Origin of the sequence: Rhodoluna sp. KAS3, assembly GCF_026000575.1 — a bacterium.
GTDB lineage: Bacteria > Actinomycetota > Actinomycetes > Actinomycetales > Microbacteriaceae > Rhodoluna.
The window spans coordinates 393,385-408,577 of record NZ_AP026910.1 but is presented as its reverse complement, the minus strand read 5'-3'; the positions used below and the strand labels follow the sequence as shown (position 1 = coordinate 408,577).

Below are 15,193 nucleotides of genomic sequence, written 5' to 3'. Positions count from 1 at the left end.
ATTAGCCGGTGTAGTCCTCGGGATCAAATGACGGCAGAGTCAAACCCTCGGAGACCACAGCAAGAGCTGACACGCGGATGGATTCTGTGATCGGAACAAAATAGGTAGCCGCCATTGCACCCTGCTGGTCCTGACGAAGAATAAATCGTGCTGCTGCCCTCTTGGCCAAAGATGCCTCGCCACAAATGTGCAAAGGTGCTGTGTAAACAGCTTCATACGGTGGTTGCGCAACCTCTGCACCGGGTGCAGGCAAAGCAGGGTTGGCGCTGTTGTAGGCAACGGTTAGGCGATTTGGTTCAGTGGCGATGTCAAACTGCGTTGCTGCAGAGCCAATTGAACCGGTGTCAGGATAAATCACATCGACAGAGGAGTCTGGGCCGTTAATCACACCGGCCGGCATCAGACCAAGCTCCATCGCTACGGAGTTCGAGACTATAGCGATCTGCCCTTCTTCGAGGAATAGGTCGGCAGCCGAGATAGCTGGCCCGCTTTGGATGCGCTCTGAATTGAAATCAGGCACTAGGCGTTTCATCCAGCTATTGAATGATTCGAGAGCCGGACCGTAGGCTCGGTCGAGAAAAGTGATTGGGCCAGCCATATAAACAGCGCCCATGTTCGCTTCGGCAATGGCAGGGTCAGACCAATCAGAAATTTCGCCCGAGAAAATCTTTGCAATCAAAGCTGGTGAGAAGTTGAACATGTTGCCGTCTGAGTGCTGGTAAACCAGAACGCCAGCATCTACTGCAAATGGAACCTCTACTGCGCTTTTACAAAGCGAAGGATCCAAATTCGATGTGCTAAAAACCAAATCCGCCGATGAAGCATCGTCATATTGGATTTCGAAATTCATACCTGGGCAGGCATCCCCGGCAGCAAACTGCCAGCCCGGCGCCATATCGGTGGTTGATGCCGGTACCGAAATCACGGATGTTCCCTCGACACAGGTGAATTCTTGCTCAGCCAGTGCGGACAGAATCTCTGGAGGCATTGGTGGGGTGCAGCCTGATAGCGATGCAACCAAAACGCCAGTGATGGCTAATGCGGCAAGTTTTCCGAACATCCTGAATTCCTTATTTTGTTAAGTGATTTTGGGGAGCAGCGACTTCTGCCGCGCTCCCCAAAACCATCTACTTTGAATCTAGTTATTACTTGATTTTTGCAATCTGCTTTAGAGCAGCGGTCTTGGCTGCACCTGATAGGGCAACGTAACCGGTAGGAACTGCGTTGCTTACTACGTACGTGAAGAACGCCTTGACTGCGGCACCCTTCGATGCGTCAGCGTAGTTTGATGACGCGATGCCGTAAGCAAAAGCACTTAGGTTGTAGGCACCGCTGATCTTCTTCAAGAAGTTGATCTTTACTGAGCCATCGGTAGGTACGGTCTGTGCAGCCAAGAATGACTTAGCAGCAGTTGCGGTAGGAAGAACGTACTGACCGGCTGGGTTCTTGATTGAGGCGTAAACAAGGCCCTTGCCAGCAGCATCAGCTAGGTCAACGTAACCGATGGTGTAAGAGGTGTTGTCTACAGCGGTAACCATGTCAGCTGATGACGGCACTGAAACACCAACGACAGACGCTGCGCCTGAAGCCTTGGTGAAGTCACCGTTGTTTGCAGTCCAACCGGTGACCTTGTTACCGGCTAGGTACTGGGTCAAGTTTGCGGTGGTGCCTGAGCCAGCTGCGCGGAAGCGAACTGAGATTGCCTTTGCAGGCAATGACTTGGTTGGGTTCAGCTTCTTGATGTTTGCGTGGTTCCACATGGTGATGCGACCAGAGAAGATTGCACCCAAGGTTGCTGGGTCAAGGCGCAGACCCTTACCAACTGAAGGCAGGTTGTAAACGATAGCGATTGGACCACCAAGTAGTGGGGTCAAGACAGTGTTGGCAGGAGCAGTTGCGCCAGCAGCAACGTAAGTGATGTCTGAAGCACCGAAGTCAACGGTTCCGGCAGCAACGTTTGCGCGTCCCTTGCTTGAAGATGACTTGGTGTAGTTAACCTGGGCGCCGCCCTTGGCGTTGAACTTGCTCTGGGCTGCGATAAGTGCGGTTCCAGCGAAAGATGAACCTTCACCGGTGATTGATACTCCGGCTGCGGTTGCAGGAGCAGAAGCAGTGGCTAGAGAGGCCACTAGAGCGATGGCGGCTAGAGCGCCAGTTGCCTTGCGAAACATGAGTTTCTCCTTTTGAGATCGTTGGCCGGGTTTCCGACTAATCACAGTTTGGAGAGCGGAAGTGAACGAAGTTTGTTCACTTGGTGGCAGGCAGCGGAAGGGAAAGTAAACAGTCCCTTAACGCTCTAGCCGAAGTGCCCGTTTACGTAATCGTTGGTCCGCGGGTCGATTGGCTGATTGAAAACACTCTCGGTTTTGCCAAACTCAACCACGTGACCTGGGCGACCGTCTTCAGATAGAAAGAACGCGGTTTGGTCCGATACTCGCTGAGCCTGCTGCATGTTGTGGGTAACAATGACGATTGTCATTGACTCGGAAAGCTCCTGAATGGTTTCCTCGATGCGACGGGTTGAACCTGGGTCCAGAGCCGAACATGGCTCATCCATCAAGAGAACTTCTGGGTTCATCGCGAGGGATCGGGCGATGCATAGACGCTGCTGCTGACCACCTGACAGTGAGACAGCTGCATCGCCGAGACGGTCCTTAACTTCGTTCCAAATCGATGCGCGACGAAGTGAGGTTTCGACCAGCTCATCGCCAGCCTCAATCTTGCGGCCAGAAAGTCTGAGGCCCGACAAAATGTTGTCTCGGATTGACATGGTTGGGAACGGGTTTGGTTTTTGGAAGACCATACCTACTTTGAGGCGAACACTAACCGGATCAACCTTGTCGGCATAGATGTCCTCGCCATCAAGAAAAATCTCTCCGGCAAAGCCCGCTGACGGGATCAGCTCGTGCATGCGGTTTAGAGTGCGAAGGAAAGTTGACTTGCCGCAACCCGACGGGCCAATCAGCGCCGTTACCTGGTTGGTTGGAAACTCTAGATTTACGTTACTTAGAACGTGGCGATCGCCGAACCAGACGTTGACATCCTTTGAGTACAGAACAGTGTCGTTCAGAATTTCAGAAGCCATGATTACTTTCCATTCTTTTTTGTTTTTTTGCCGACCCGTGAGCGAGTCATCACTCGGGCAGCTGTAAATAGGACGCCCACCAGAATCAACATGACCAAGGCGGCACCCCAAGCGCGCTGCGCACTCTGGATTGAAGGGTCAGAGATGAATCCGTAAAGATATGTAGGAAGGGTCGACATTGGACCGTTGAAGATGTTTACCGAGGTCGTAGCTGCAGCGAATGTTGTGAGGACAAGTGGTGCAGTTTCACCGATGATTCGGGCAATGCCCAGAAGAATTGCGGTCACTAAGCCGCTCTTTGCTGCCGGCATAACGACCTGAAGAAAAGCTCGGTAGTTAGGCGCACCAAGGCCCACTGCAGCGCTTCTTAGGTCTGCTGGCACCAGTCTTAGAGACTCTTCTGCGATGCGGCTCACCGTAGGTAGCATCAGGGGCAGCAACGCAAGCGAGCCTGCCCAGCCGGCGTACTGAGTAATGCCGGTGACGATGAAGGCTGCGTAAACGAACAAGCCTGAAACCACGGAAGGCAATCCTGACATCGCCTGAATTAGCGTGCGAATCAGTCCGCGAGTTTTGCCACGGGTTTCCGTCAGATAAACAGCAATCAAGATACCAAGAGGAACCGTGACCACTGTTGCAAGCCCGACAATCAGGACGGTACCGAGGATTGAGTGCCCCACGCCGCCATACTCAAGCGAAGTGTTTGCCGACACATAAACGTTGTTCTGGGTAAAGAACTGCCAACTCATAGCTGCTGCACCGTTTGAAACAACCGACCACAGAACTGACATTAGAAGTACCAGGACTAGAGCTGAGAAAAATACCGTGAAGATTACGAGGAGAGCATCTCCGCGACCGCGTTTTCCGGCGGTTACGGTACCGAGCCAAAGCCCCGCTACAAGTTGAAGAGGCAAAAATACGGCCAAGAGCGTGAACTCAAACTGCCAACCGAAAGCGATAGCCAATAGACCTGCCGTTGCTGCCGGCAAAATCGAGGCCAGCGCAATTCTCAGCGTATTTTTGGGATCAACCTTTGCCCAGGGTGCTGCGTTAGCCGGTCTAGGAAGTGCCTCAGGTACGTAATTCGTCATTAGTTCTTCCTCCAAGGCTGAGCCTTTGCGACCACCCAAGCCGCGATGGAATTGATAATCAGGGTCATCACGAACAAAACCAATCCCGATGCCATCAGAGCGCTGATCTCGGCTGGGCCCGCTTCACCAAATCGCGCAAGGATGTTGGATGCGATTGATCCTCCGCGCTGCTGAAGAATCTCGTACCAGTTGATTTCGAAGACGAGGTTTAGCACGTAGAAAATTGCCACGGTTTCGCCAAGCGCGCGCCCCAGTCCCAACAGGACGCCACCGACCACACCGCCCGAGGCTGTTGGCAGGATTACTTTTTTGAAAATCGTGTAAGAACCGCCACCCAAACCTTTGGCTGCGTTGATCAAATCGCGGTCGATCTGGCTAAAAATTTCGCGAGAGATTGAGGCGATGATCGGAACGATCATGATGGCAACAATCCAGCCCGCGATAAATGGCGAAGCTAGAAAACCTGCGCCGTCTGAGGCAAAGAGCGGGAACCATCCAAAAGCCTTGTTCAATGACTCTGCCCAACCGGCCGCTACCGGCGTAAAGACTGCAAAACCCCAAAGGCCCAAAACCACAGAAGGCAAGGCTGCCAACAGATCAATCAAAGTTGTTGCCACACGACCAACAGCTTTGGAAGCCATAAATTCGATGAAATAGGCAATCGCTATGGCCATCGGCACTGCCAGGATGACGCCGAGAAAGGAAATCAGAAACGAACCCCAGAGCATTGGACCGATTTGGAAAACCGGTGTCTCTGCGGCGGCATCCCAGTTAGAACCAAAGATGAAGTCGATGCCTTGGCCCTGGAGGGCCGGCAAAGACTGCCACAGGAGAAAAACCAGAATTAGGCCAACTAGGACAATCGAAAAGTTTGCGGCACCGGAAGCCACTCGAAAGAAGATTTTGTCGCCAAGACTGGTCGGCGCGGTGTTGAGCTTACGGCGCTCCGGAATTTTAAGGTTTGACTGCTGGGACATGCCTCAATCATCGATAGGCCGAGTGAATGCAACCTGTTCGAGGAGTAAACGGAAGGTTAAATTGCCGTTATCGATGCGCCAATGGCTGGAGGGCTAGTAGCCCAGCCAAATTTGCTGCATGCGAACCAGCATCACGGCAACAGTCAGGGCACCGACCCCGATGACAACGGTTGACCACTTGCTGCGCTCAATCAAGGCCCAGAATCCGGCAGCCAGTGGCACCATGAGAGCCACGATCAAATAGGCAAAGAATTCCACGGTGTCCTGCTTGGCCCGCTCCCCCAAGACCACCAGTGAAATTGAAATTGCCAACTGAATCACTAGAAGCACCTGTACAAGCGCCAGCGGCACCAAACTAAACAGGCTTGGCTTGCGCTTGAACAACCCTAGAGCCACCGCCCAGATGCCTGAAACAACGCTGACAGCCAACGAGACCGAATAAAACCAATCAATCATTTGAACCCTCCGGAAAAACTACAAGCGATTTGAGATCTCGACCGGACTTCGTGAGCATGGAAACGAGTTTTCCGCGCTCGTCGAATGCTGCAATCGGTTCGGGGCCCTCGTCAACAGCTTTGAGCCGCTTGCCATGCCTCAGGTCTATAACGTCTTGCTGTGAAAGCGCGCGCGACTTGAATTGCTGGGCGGCAGCCTGAGAGATGTCGAGAATCTGCAGGGTTTCGGGGTTCAGCCCCTCGAGAACTTGGGCTTGCGAGATGTTGTAACTACCAATTTTGGTTCGTCGAAGCGCGGTTAGGTGGCCGCCGACTTTGAGAGCTTCGCCCAAATCCCGTGCCAGTGCCCGGATGTATGTGCCCGAGCTGCAGTCCACGACAACATCGATGTCGATGAACGCTTGGCCCTCAACCTCTTCGATGCGAGGCTCTCCAAGAATTTCGAATCTGTGAATCGTGACGGGCCTGGCGGCGAGCTTCACTTCATCGCCAGAGCGGACCTTGGCATAGGCACGCTCACCGTTTACCTTGATAGCGCTCACCGAACTCGGCACCTGCTGAATTTCTCCGCGCAAATTCACTAACGCCGACTCGATGGCTTCTTTAGTGAGCGCTCGCAAGTCATCCGGGTCTGCCACAAACAGGTTTTCAGATTCTTTGTCGTCAGTGATAGTCGAGGCACCGAGTCGGATTGTCGCGAAGTAGGTTTTGTCTTCACCGACTAAAAAGGTGAGCAGTTTCGTTGCCGAATTAACCCCGATCAGCAACAAACCGGTTGCCATTGGATCAAGAGTGCCGGCGTGGCCAACCCGACGAGTGCCCGCCAATTTTCTTAGGCGGGCAACAACGTCGTGACTGGTCCAGCCCGAAGGCTTGTCGATCAGGACGAGGCCAGAAGACATTTAGTCTTCGTCCTCTTCAATCTGTCGAGGTTCTTTATATGGGTTCTCTTCGCCAGCCCAGTGAGCATCTGCGGCCAATTTGGCCACTTCTTCATCGCGGGCTTTGGCCGCTGCCAACAAATCATTCATGTGTGCAGCGGTTTCAGGAATTTCATCGGCTACGAATTCGATGGTTGGAACCAACCGAATTGAGAGCTGACGCCCGACCTCGCGACGAATTACGCCACGATTCTTTTCGATGATTTCAGCGCTACGAGCCTTTTCAGCAGGTGTTCCATAAACCGTGAAGAAGATGGTTGAGTGCTGAAGGTCAGGAGTAACTTTGACGTCGGTAATGGTGACAAAGCCCAAATCTGGGTCCTTAACGGCGCGCTCTAGCGCCTCTGCCACCAAAACCTTGATGCGTTCCGCTAGCTTTCTAGCGCGTGCAACATCTGCCATGTTCTAGACCTAAACTCGAGGCTTTTCACGCATCTCGAAGGTCTCGATGATGTCTTCGAGCTCGAGTTCGTTGAAGCCGTTCAGTCCGATACCACACTCGAAGTCAGTCTTGACCTCGGTTGCATCGTCCTTGAATCGCTTTAGCGAGTCAATCTTGAGGTTATCCGCGATGACCTTGCCCGCACGCAAGACGCGTGCCGAGCTGTTTCGACGGATTGAACCAGAGCGGACGATCGAACCAGCAATGGTTCCGACCTTTGAAGACTTGAACAGTTCGCGGACCTCTGCGGTACCCAACTGGAACTCTTCGTACTCTGGCTTGAGCATGCCCTTGAGTGCCTTCTCAATGTCGTCAAGCGCAGCATAAATAACTGAGTACTGACGAATGTCGACGCCCTCGCGGTCGGCGCGCTCTTTGGCCTTGTTGTCTGGCTTGACGTTGAAGCCGATGATGATCGCGCTGTCAACGGTGGCCAGGTTGACGTCTGACTCGGTAATTGCACCAACACCGCGGTGAATGATGCGCAACTGAACTGAATCGTCAACCTCAATCTTGAGCAATGAGTCTTCAAGTGCTTCAACAGCACCAGAAACGTCACCCTTGATGATGAGGTTAAGAGCCTCAACCTTGCCGTCTTCAAGAGCCTTGGTGAAGTCTTCAAGACTGACACGCTTGCGAGTCTTGGCCAAAAGAGCATTGCGGTCGGCAGCCTCGCGCTTTTCAGCGATTTGGCGGGCCTGACGCTCATCTTCGGTAACCACAAAGGTGTCACCGGCTCGAGGCACTGACTGTAGACCCAGAACCTGCACTGGACGACTTGGCTCGGCAGCGGCAACCGCCACGCCGTTCTCATCGAACATGGCACGCACACGACCGTGTGCAGCACCGGCAACGATTGAGTCACCAACACGCAAAGTACCTGACTGGATAAGAACTGTGGCTACTGATCCGCGACCCTTGTCAAGGTTAGCTTCGATGGCAACACCGCGAGCATCCTTGTTTGGGTTTGCGCGCATGTCGAGCGCAGCGTCTGCAGTAAGTAGAACAGCGTCTAGAAGATCCTTGATGCCCTTGCCGGTTAGAGCAGAGACATCGACGAACATAACGTCGCCACCGTATTCTTCAGCAACCAAGTTGAACTCGGTCAACTGCTGGCGAATCTTGGCTGGGTTAGCGCTCTCTTTATCGGTCTTGTTCACTGCGACCACGATTGGAACACCAGCAGACTGAGCGTGGTTCAACGCTTCGATGGTCTGAGGCATAACACCGTCATCCGCTGCGACAACCAAGATTGCGACGTCGGTTACCTGAGCACCACGGGCACGCATAGCGGTAAACGCCTCGTGACCTGGGGTGTCAATGAAGGTAATTGCGCGATCAATGCCCTCGTGCTCAACGTGTACCTGGTAGGCACCGATGTGCTGGGTGATTCCGCCGGCCTCGCCCGCAATGACGTTTGAGTTACGAATGCTGTCCAGCAAACGAGTCTTACCGTGGTCAACGTGACCCATAACGGTGACAACTGGCGGACGAGCAATAAGGTCAGCCTCATCGTCGTCGTAGTCGGTTGACACGTCAAGACCAAAGCCTTCGAATAGCTCGCGCTCTTCGTCCTCTGGTGACACAACCTCGATCTTGTAGCCAAGCTCTTCACCGAGGATCTGGAAGGTCTCTTCGTCAAGGGAAGCAGTTGCAGTTGCCATTTGACCAAGGGCAAATAGCACAGTGATCAGCTGACCTGCTGTGGTGTCAATCTTGTCGGCGAAGTCCTGGATTGATGAGCCGCGGCGAAGACGCAAAACAGTGGTGCCGTCTCCGCGTGGAACAATCGCGCCACCAAGAGATGGTGCGTTGTTACGCTGTTCGAACTCTTCGCGTTTCGCGCGCTTTGACTTACGAGCCTTGCTCTGTCCGCGTGCTCCACCCTTACCGAATGCACCCGCGGTTCCGCCGCCTACGCCGCGACCACGGCCTGCGCCTGGGCCACCACCCGGACGAGAGAATCCACCGGCTCCCGGAGCTGCACCCGGTGCACCACCTGGACGAGCAAAACCAGCACCAGCAGGACGTGGTGCAAAACCACCTGGACGACCTGCTCCACCTGCGCCACCTGGACGAGGTGCGCCGGACCCTGCCGGACGAGGACCGCCGGCGCCACCAGGGCGGCCTGCGCCACCTGCCGGACGTGGGCCACCTGGGCGACCCATTCCCTGCGATGGAGAAAACGGATTGTTACCTGGGCGAGCAACCGGGCGCGGAATACCCATGCCCTGGCTTGCTGCGAAAGGGTTGTTGCCTGGACGAGGAATTCCAGGAGTGGCTGGGCTCGGGGCCGCTGGAGCCGCCTCTGGAGCCGCCGGAGCAACTGCAGCTGGAGTCGGCGCTGCCGGACTTGCTGTCGGAGCAACTGCTGGTGTAGCTGCTGGAGCGGCTGGAGCAGGAGCCGCCGGAGCGGCCGGAGTCATTGCTGCCGGAGTCGGGGCAGCAGGTGCTGCAGGGCTAGCAGGGGCAGCAGCCTTTGGAGCTGCCTTAGGGGCCTCAGCCTTTGGTTTTGCGTCTGGGAATGCCTCGCGAAGCTTCTTAGCAACCGGCGGGGCAATAGTTGATGAACCGCTCTTTACGAACTCTCCGAGTTCAGCGAGCTTGGCCAAAGCAACCTTGGAATCGATTCCAAGTTCTTTAGCAATGTCGTACACGCGTGGTAGCGCCACTTTTGTTTCTCCTGTCTGGGGCCTCCCCTAGACAGGGCAGGCCGTTAAAGCTGTTGGGTACTCATTTCGAGCTACTCATTTTTTGCCAACATCGTTTCTGCCTGTTCTTTAGTGAAATTCAGACCTGATGTCTCGACCTGTTTTTTGAGTTTCAACGCCCGGATAAACGATTTCCGAGAAATAGCCAACTCTAAACATTCCGAAACTGGGTGAAGCCATGCTCCCCGACCGGGCAAATTCTTCTGGTTGTCAAAGATCAAGAAACCTGATTTTTCAACGACTCGAAGGAGGTCTGCACGCTGGGAGCGTTGGCGGCAACCAACGCAGGTACGTTCCATTCTAACCCCTGGCAAGGCAATCCGCCTAGAGCTACTCGCCCTCGAGGATGCTGTCAGGCTGAATGTCGATCTTGGCTCCAGTCAACTTAGCTGCCAAACGGGCATTCTGGCCCTCTTTTCCAATTGCCAAAGACAACTGGAAGTCAGGAACCAACACGCGAACCGACTTTGTTGCGGCATCAAGCGTGAAAGCGCTGGAAACCTTGGCTGGAGATAGAGCCTGGGCTACAAAAGCTGGCAGGTCATCGCTGTAATCAACGATGTCAATCTTTTCGTCATTCAGTTCGTTCTGGACAGCTCGCACTCGCTGGCCCAATTCACCGATGCATGAACCCTTGGCGTTTACACCCGCTTCGTGCGCGCGAACGGCAATCTTGGTGCGGTGGCCGGCCTCGCGAGCCAAAGAAACAATCTCGACTACACCACTGGCGATCTCAGGAACTTCCATTGCGAACAATTTGCGAACCAAACTCGGGTGGGTACGAGAAACGGTAACCATCGGTCCGCCGCGGGTTCCCTTGTTGACCGCTGTCACATAAACGCGGATGCGCTTACCGTGCGAGTAGTCCTCACCTGGAACCTGCTCCTCCGGGGGCATGATGGCCTCGATGCTGCCGAGGTCAACGTAAACCATGTACGGCTTCTGGCCCTGCTGAATAACACCGGCGACGATGTCACCCTCTTTACCCTTGAACTCGCCCAACAGGTTTTCATCGCTGATGTTGCGCAGACGGCTGGCAATAACCTGCTTGGCCGCATATGCCGCCACGCGACCGAAGTTCTCTGGAGTTACTTCTTCTTCACCGGTCTTGGTGCCTTCTTCATCCACAATGGGCGCGTAAATGTTTACGTGACCGGTGGTTTTGTTTAGCTCGGCGCGAGCTTCATCGCTGTTTCCAACGTGCTTGTGGTACGCAGCCAAAATTGCTGCTTCGATAATTTCGACCAGTTCGGCAAAAGGAATTTCTGCTTCGCGCTCGAGAACTTTCAATACTCTCAAATCGATATCCATGAGATGCCTCCCGGGCCGCTAGTTAGTTGTCAGTTTGTGGAACCAGTCAAAAATGGACTAGATGAGTTCCGCTACGGCCAAGTCTACCTTGACTGGGCGGCGCTCTCCCGAGCGTCTATCCCAGAGGTCGACCTCTCCGTTCTCAAGACCCTTGCCAACAATCACAATTGTTGGCACACCGATAAGCTCTGCGTCGCCAAACTTAACGCCTGGGCTGACTTTTTGGCGGTCGTCGAGAATCACCGATTTACCCTTGGCTTCAAGCTCTGCCGCCAGCTTCTCGGCTGCCGCGTAGATTGCTTCATCCTTGCCAGCAGCAACAACATAGATATCGGCTGGGGCAGCCGCAGCAGGCCAAATGAGACCCTTATCGTCGTGGTTTGCCTCGGCCAAAACGGCAACTAGTCGAGTAACACCGATTCCGTAGGAACCCATAGTTACCGTGACCAACTTGCCGTTCTCGTCAAGCACCTGAAGACCAAGCGCCTCTGCATACTTGCGACCCAGCTGAAATACGTGACCGATTTCAATACCTCGGGCCAACTCCAGAGGACCCGAACCGTCGGGAGCTGGATCGCCAGCGCGAACTTCAGCGATGTCAACAACGCCGTCAGCCTCAAAGTCTCGGCCTTTGACCAAATCAAAGATGTGCTGATCTTTTTCGTTGGCGCCAGAAATCCAGGCACTGCCATCGACCACACGTGGGTCAAGCAGGTATCGAATTCCGCTCGAGCCGTTCAATCCAAGGACTGCCTGGCCCCCCTTTACCGGTCCGATGAACCCCTTGATGAGCTCTGGGTGCTTGGCAAAGTCATCTTCATTTGCCTGCTCGACCTCGTTTGGAGCAAAAGCTGCCTCGGCGCGCTTGGCATCAACCTCGCGGTCACCAGGCAGGCCAACAACAACTAGAGAACGCTTTCCTTCAGGAGAGACCAAGGCCATGACGTTGTTCTTGAGGGTGTGCGCGGCAGACCACGCAACGCCGTCAACGCGCTGAACATTTTGGTTGGCAAATTCAACCACTCGCTTGATGTTGGTGGCTCCAGGCGTTTCTACCTGCTTCGCGGCTGGCTGGCCTTCGATTGGGATGGCCGGAGGCGCCACCGTTGCAACGGCCTCCACGTTTGCAGCGTAACCACCTGGCGAGCGCACAAACGTGTCTTCACCAATCGGGCTCGGCGACAAGAATTCCTCAGATGCTGAACCACCCATGGCTCCGGCATCGGCCTTGACAATCGCGTATTCAACGCCAAGGCGGGTAAAAATGCGCTCGTAGGCATCTCTTTGCGCCTGATAAGACTTCTTCAAACCCTCATCGTCGATGTCAAAGCTGTAGGCGTCTTTCATCACAAATTCACGACCGCGCAGCAAACCGGCACGAGGGCGAGCTTCATCGCGGTACTTGTTCTGAATCTGGTACAGGCAGGTTGGCAGGTCTTTATAGCTGGAGTAAAGATCTTTCACCAACAGGGTGAACATCTCCTCATGCGTCGGAGCAAGTAGGTAATCGCTCTTCTTGCGGTCCTGCAAACGGAAAAGGTTGTCGCCATACTCGGTCCATCGCCCGGTGGCCTCGAACGGCTCGCGAGGCAGCAGGGCTGGGAAAAACACTTCCTGAGCACCGGCGTTTGCCATCTCTTCACGGACAACCTGCTCGATCTTGGCCTTAACCGCTAATCCCAGAGGTAGCCAGGTGTACAGGCCGGCACCAGCGCGACGGATGTATCCGGCACGCAAAAGCAGTTTGTGACCAGCTACATCAGCTTCAGATGGGTCTTCGCGCAATGTGCGCAGGAATAGCGAGGAAAGACGAATAGGCATGGGGTCAATGTTATCGCGACCCTACCGAACTCGAATCAGCATCGTGTCGTGGGCGCCAACCTCCAAGGTTGCTGAACCGCTAATGCCAAGATCCGAGGCGGAAGGAACGTCGACGGCTGAACTGAAGTCGCGTCCAAGGCTTTCGGCGTTTACCTCGAACGTGAAAGTTCGATCACCTCGGTTTAGGAGCGCTGCCGCCAGGGAACCATCCGACATTGGTTTTGCCCAAATCTCTGCTTCATCGCCCTGCCAAACCCGACGCCCCTGCTGGCCACCCCAGTCTTGGTCAACTTCGATAACTCCGGGGTTGACCAGTAGCTCACGGACAGACTCAGGCATGCGGACCAAATCAGTACCGATCATGAGCGGCGCGTTCAGGATTGCCCAAACGTAGAAGTGAGATCGATTTTCTGCCGCGGTGAGACCATGGTTTCCGATTTGCAGCATGTCGGGGTCGTTCCAAGCCCCTGGTCTCGAGTGCGGATACAAGTCAACCTGAAGGTCAATGGTTCGCAGGATCGAATCCCAATTTGCGAACAAGTCGTCGGTAGTGCGCCACATTTGAGTGAATTCCGGCGCCCACTCGTGGGGCTTGAAAAGGCCGTATTCAGAAATTGAGTACATAATTTCACGGCCGGTTCGAGCGAGTTCGACGGCCATTTTTGAAAATGTCTCTTTCGCGAGCAGCCCATCGTTCAAGTGAGCCCGACACCAGTCGTACTTTAGGTAATCGATGCCCCACTCAGCAAAAGCCTCAGCATCGATACGTTCTTTGTCGAGTGAGCCAAGCCCATCGGCAACATAGTCGTTGTACTGCTGAGCGCAGGTCAGGGAACCCGGAACTGAATAAATGCCGAATTTCAGCCCCAGCCCTTTGACTTGTTCGACCAGCGACGGGATGCCATTTCGAAACCGCAATGCATGCCCTTGAAGACGACCACGGTAATCACGCCGCGCATTTTGGTATCCGTCATCGAGCACAAAATACTCATAACCGGCGGCAAGCAGACCCCGATCGACCATAGCTCGGGCTTGCTCTAGAACCGACTTTTCAGTCAAATTTGTGAAGTCGGGATAATCGTTGGAATCCAGCCCAACATTCCACGAGTTCCAGCCCATCGGCGGAGTCATTGCTAGCGCCATTGCCAGCTCCCCTTCTTGAAGCAATTGTTTTGGTTAGTCCTTTTTGGCTACCAGCACCTGCGGGCTGCCCACAAGGGTTGGGTCCATCTCAGCGGCCATTCGATTGGCCTCTTCGATTAGGGTCGCCACGATTTCGCTCTCAGGCACAGTCTTGATGACCTCACCCTTGACGAAGATCTGCCCCTTGCCATTGCCAGAAGCAACGCCCAAGTCGGCCTCACGTGCTTCTCCGGGACCATTCACGACACAACCCATAACTGCAACGCGCAATGGAACCGTTAGCTTCTCGAGCCCAGCAGTGACCTCATTGGCCAAAGTGTAAACATCGACCTGAGCACGCCCACAGCTTGGGCAACTTACGATTTCAAGCTTTCTTGGGCGAAGGTTCAGTGACTCGAGTATTTGCGAGCCAACTTTGATCTCTTCAACCGGAGGTGCAGATAGCGAGACTCGGATGGTGTCTCCGATTCCGCGCGATAGCAGGGCACCAAATGCCACCGAAGACTTGATTGTGCCTTGGAATGCCGGACCAGCCTCGGTTACACCGAGGTGCAATGGCCAGTCGCCTCGCTCAGCCAACATTTCGTACGCCTTAACCATGACCACCGGGTCATTGTGTTTTACCGAAATTTTGAAGTCGTGGAAATCGTGTTCCTCGAAGAGGCTTGCCTCCCAGACGGCAGACTCAACAAGTGCCTCGGCGGTTGCCTTGCCGTATTTTTCCAGCAAACGAGGGTCGAGGGAGCCTGCGTTCACACCGATACGGATGGAAACTCCAGCATCTTTAGCTGCCTTGGCGATTTCGCCGACCTTGTCATCAAACTGACGAATATTGCCCGGGTTTACTCGAACCGCGCCACAACCTGCGTCGATAGCTTGAAAAACGTATTTTGGCTGAAAGTGAATGTCGGCAATGACTGGAATTTGAGACTTGCGAGCAATCAGGGCAAGTCGATCGGCGTCGTCCTGGCTGGGTACAGCAACACGAACGATGTCACAACCCGATGCGGTTAGCTCAGCAATTTGCTGGAGAGTTGCGTTGACATCAGTCGTTGGAGTGGTGCACATTGACTGCACTGACACTGGTGCATCGCCGCCAACTGCCACTTTGCCGACCATAATCTGGCGACTCTTGCGACGCGGAGAAATGGTTGGCGGAGGAGTATTTGGAAGACCAAGGTTGATTGCAGCCACAGAAAACTCTCTTTCAGGTTGC

At 54.3% G+C, this 15,193-nt stretch carries 14 protein-coding genes; all 14 read right to left on the bottom strand.

Annotation, left to right across the window (positions count from 1 at the left end):
* Nucleotide 1: 1 nt before the first annotated feature.
* The 14 genes from OO731_RS02080 to ispG all read right to left on the bottom strand — a co-directional run bounded on the left by OO731_RS02080 (nucleotide 2) and on the right by ispG (nucleotide 15,171).
* Nucleotides 2-1,060: a substrate-binding domain-containing protein gene (locus tag OO731_RS02080; protein WP_264890466.1), complete on the bottom strand. Its 1,059-nt coding sequence runs from the start codon at nucleotides 1,058-1,060 to the stop codon at nucleotides 2-4.
* Between the two features lie 85 nt (nucleotides 1,061-1,145).
* Entirely contained in the window at nucleotides 1,146-2,171 is a 1,026-nt protein-coding gene (locus tag OO731_RS02075; protein ID WP_264890465.1) for a substrate-binding domain-containing protein, read from the bottom strand.
* Nucleotides 2,172-2,296: 125 nt separating this feature from the next.
* Entirely contained in the window at nucleotides 2,297-3,085 is a 789-nt protein-coding gene (pstB, locus tag OO731_RS02070) for a phosphate ABC transporter ATP-binding protein PstB (protein ID WP_264890464.1), read from the bottom strand.
* 2 nt (nucleotides 3,086-3,087) lie between these two features.
* Entirely contained in the window at nucleotides 3,088-4,176 is a 1,089-nt protein-coding gene (gene pstA / locus OO731_RS02065) for a phosphate ABC transporter permease PstA (protein ID WP_264890463.1), read from the bottom strand.
* Nucleotides 4,176-5,153: a phosphate ABC transporter permease subunit PstC gene (gene pstC, locus OO731_RS02060; RefSeq protein ID WP_264890462.1), complete on the bottom strand. Its 978-nt coding sequence runs from the start codon at nucleotides 5,151-5,153 to the stop codon at nucleotides 4,176-4,178. The genes pstA and pstC overlap by 1 nt, the downstream gene beginning before the upstream one ends.
* A 93-nt stretch (nucleotides 5,154-5,246) precedes the next feature.
* Nucleotides 5,247-5,609, bottom strand: a complete 363-nt coding sequence (locus tag OO731_RS02055) for a hypothetical protein (RefSeq protein ID WP_264890461.1) — start codon at nucleotides 5,607-5,609, stop codon at nucleotides 5,247-5,249.
* A complete protein-coding gene (gene truB / locus OO731_RS02050; RefSeq protein ID WP_264890460.1) occupies nucleotides 5,602-6,510 on the bottom strand; it encodes a tRNA pseudouridine(55) synthase TruB in 909 nt (302 codons plus the stop codon). Before truB ends, OO731_RS02055 begins: the two co-directional genes overlap by 8 nt.
* Nucleotides 6,511-6,951: a 30S ribosome-binding factor RbfA gene (gene rbfA / locus OO731_RS02045; RefSeq protein WP_138315375.1), complete on the bottom strand. Its 441-nt coding sequence runs from the start codon at nucleotides 6,949-6,951 to the stop codon at nucleotides 6,511-6,513.
* 9 nt (nucleotides 6,952-6,960) lie between these two features.
* Nucleotides 6,961-9,663: a translation initiation factor IF-2 gene (gene infB, locus OO731_RS02040; protein WP_264890459.1), complete on the bottom strand. Its 2,703-nt coding sequence runs from the start codon at nucleotides 9,661-9,663 to the stop codon at nucleotides 6,961-6,963.
* A 71-nt stretch (nucleotides 9,664-9,734) separates the two neighbouring features.
* Nucleotides 9,735-10,001, bottom strand: a complete 267-nt coding sequence (locus OO731_RS02035) for a YlxR family protein (RefSeq protein WP_138275162.1) — start codon at nucleotides 9,999-10,001, stop codon at nucleotides 9,735-9,737.
* A gap of 31 nt (nucleotides 10,002-10,032) precedes the next feature.
* A complete protein-coding gene (gene nusA / locus OO731_RS02030; protein ID WP_264890458.1) occupies nucleotides 10,033-11,013 on the bottom strand; it encodes a transcription termination factor NusA in 981 nt (326 codons plus the stop codon).
* Between the two features lie 57 nt (nucleotides 11,014-11,070).
* Entirely contained in the window at nucleotides 11,071-12,834 is a 1,764-nt protein-coding gene (locus OO731_RS02025) for a proline--tRNA ligase (RefSeq protein ID WP_264890457.1), read from the bottom strand.
* Between the two features lie 21 nt (nucleotides 12,835-12,855).
* Nucleotides 12,856-13,977 carry a glycoside hydrolase family 27 protein gene (locus OO731_RS02020; RefSeq protein ID WP_264890456.1) on the bottom strand — a complete coding sequence of 374 codons (1,122 nt, stop codon included), beginning with the start codon at nucleotides 13,975-13,977 and terminating at the stop codon, nucleotides 12,856-12,858.
* Nucleotides 13,978-14,010: 33 nt separating this feature from the next.
* Nucleotides 14,011-15,171 (bottom strand): flavodoxin-dependent (E)-4-hydroxy-3-methylbut-2-enyl-diphosphate synthase, encoded by a 1,161-nt coding sequence (gene ispG / locus OO731_RS02015; protein ID WP_264890455.1) that lies wholly within the window; start codon nucleotides 15,169-15,171, stop codon nucleotides 14,011-14,013.
* Between the last annotated feature and the right edge of the window lie 22 nt (nucleotides 15,172-15,193).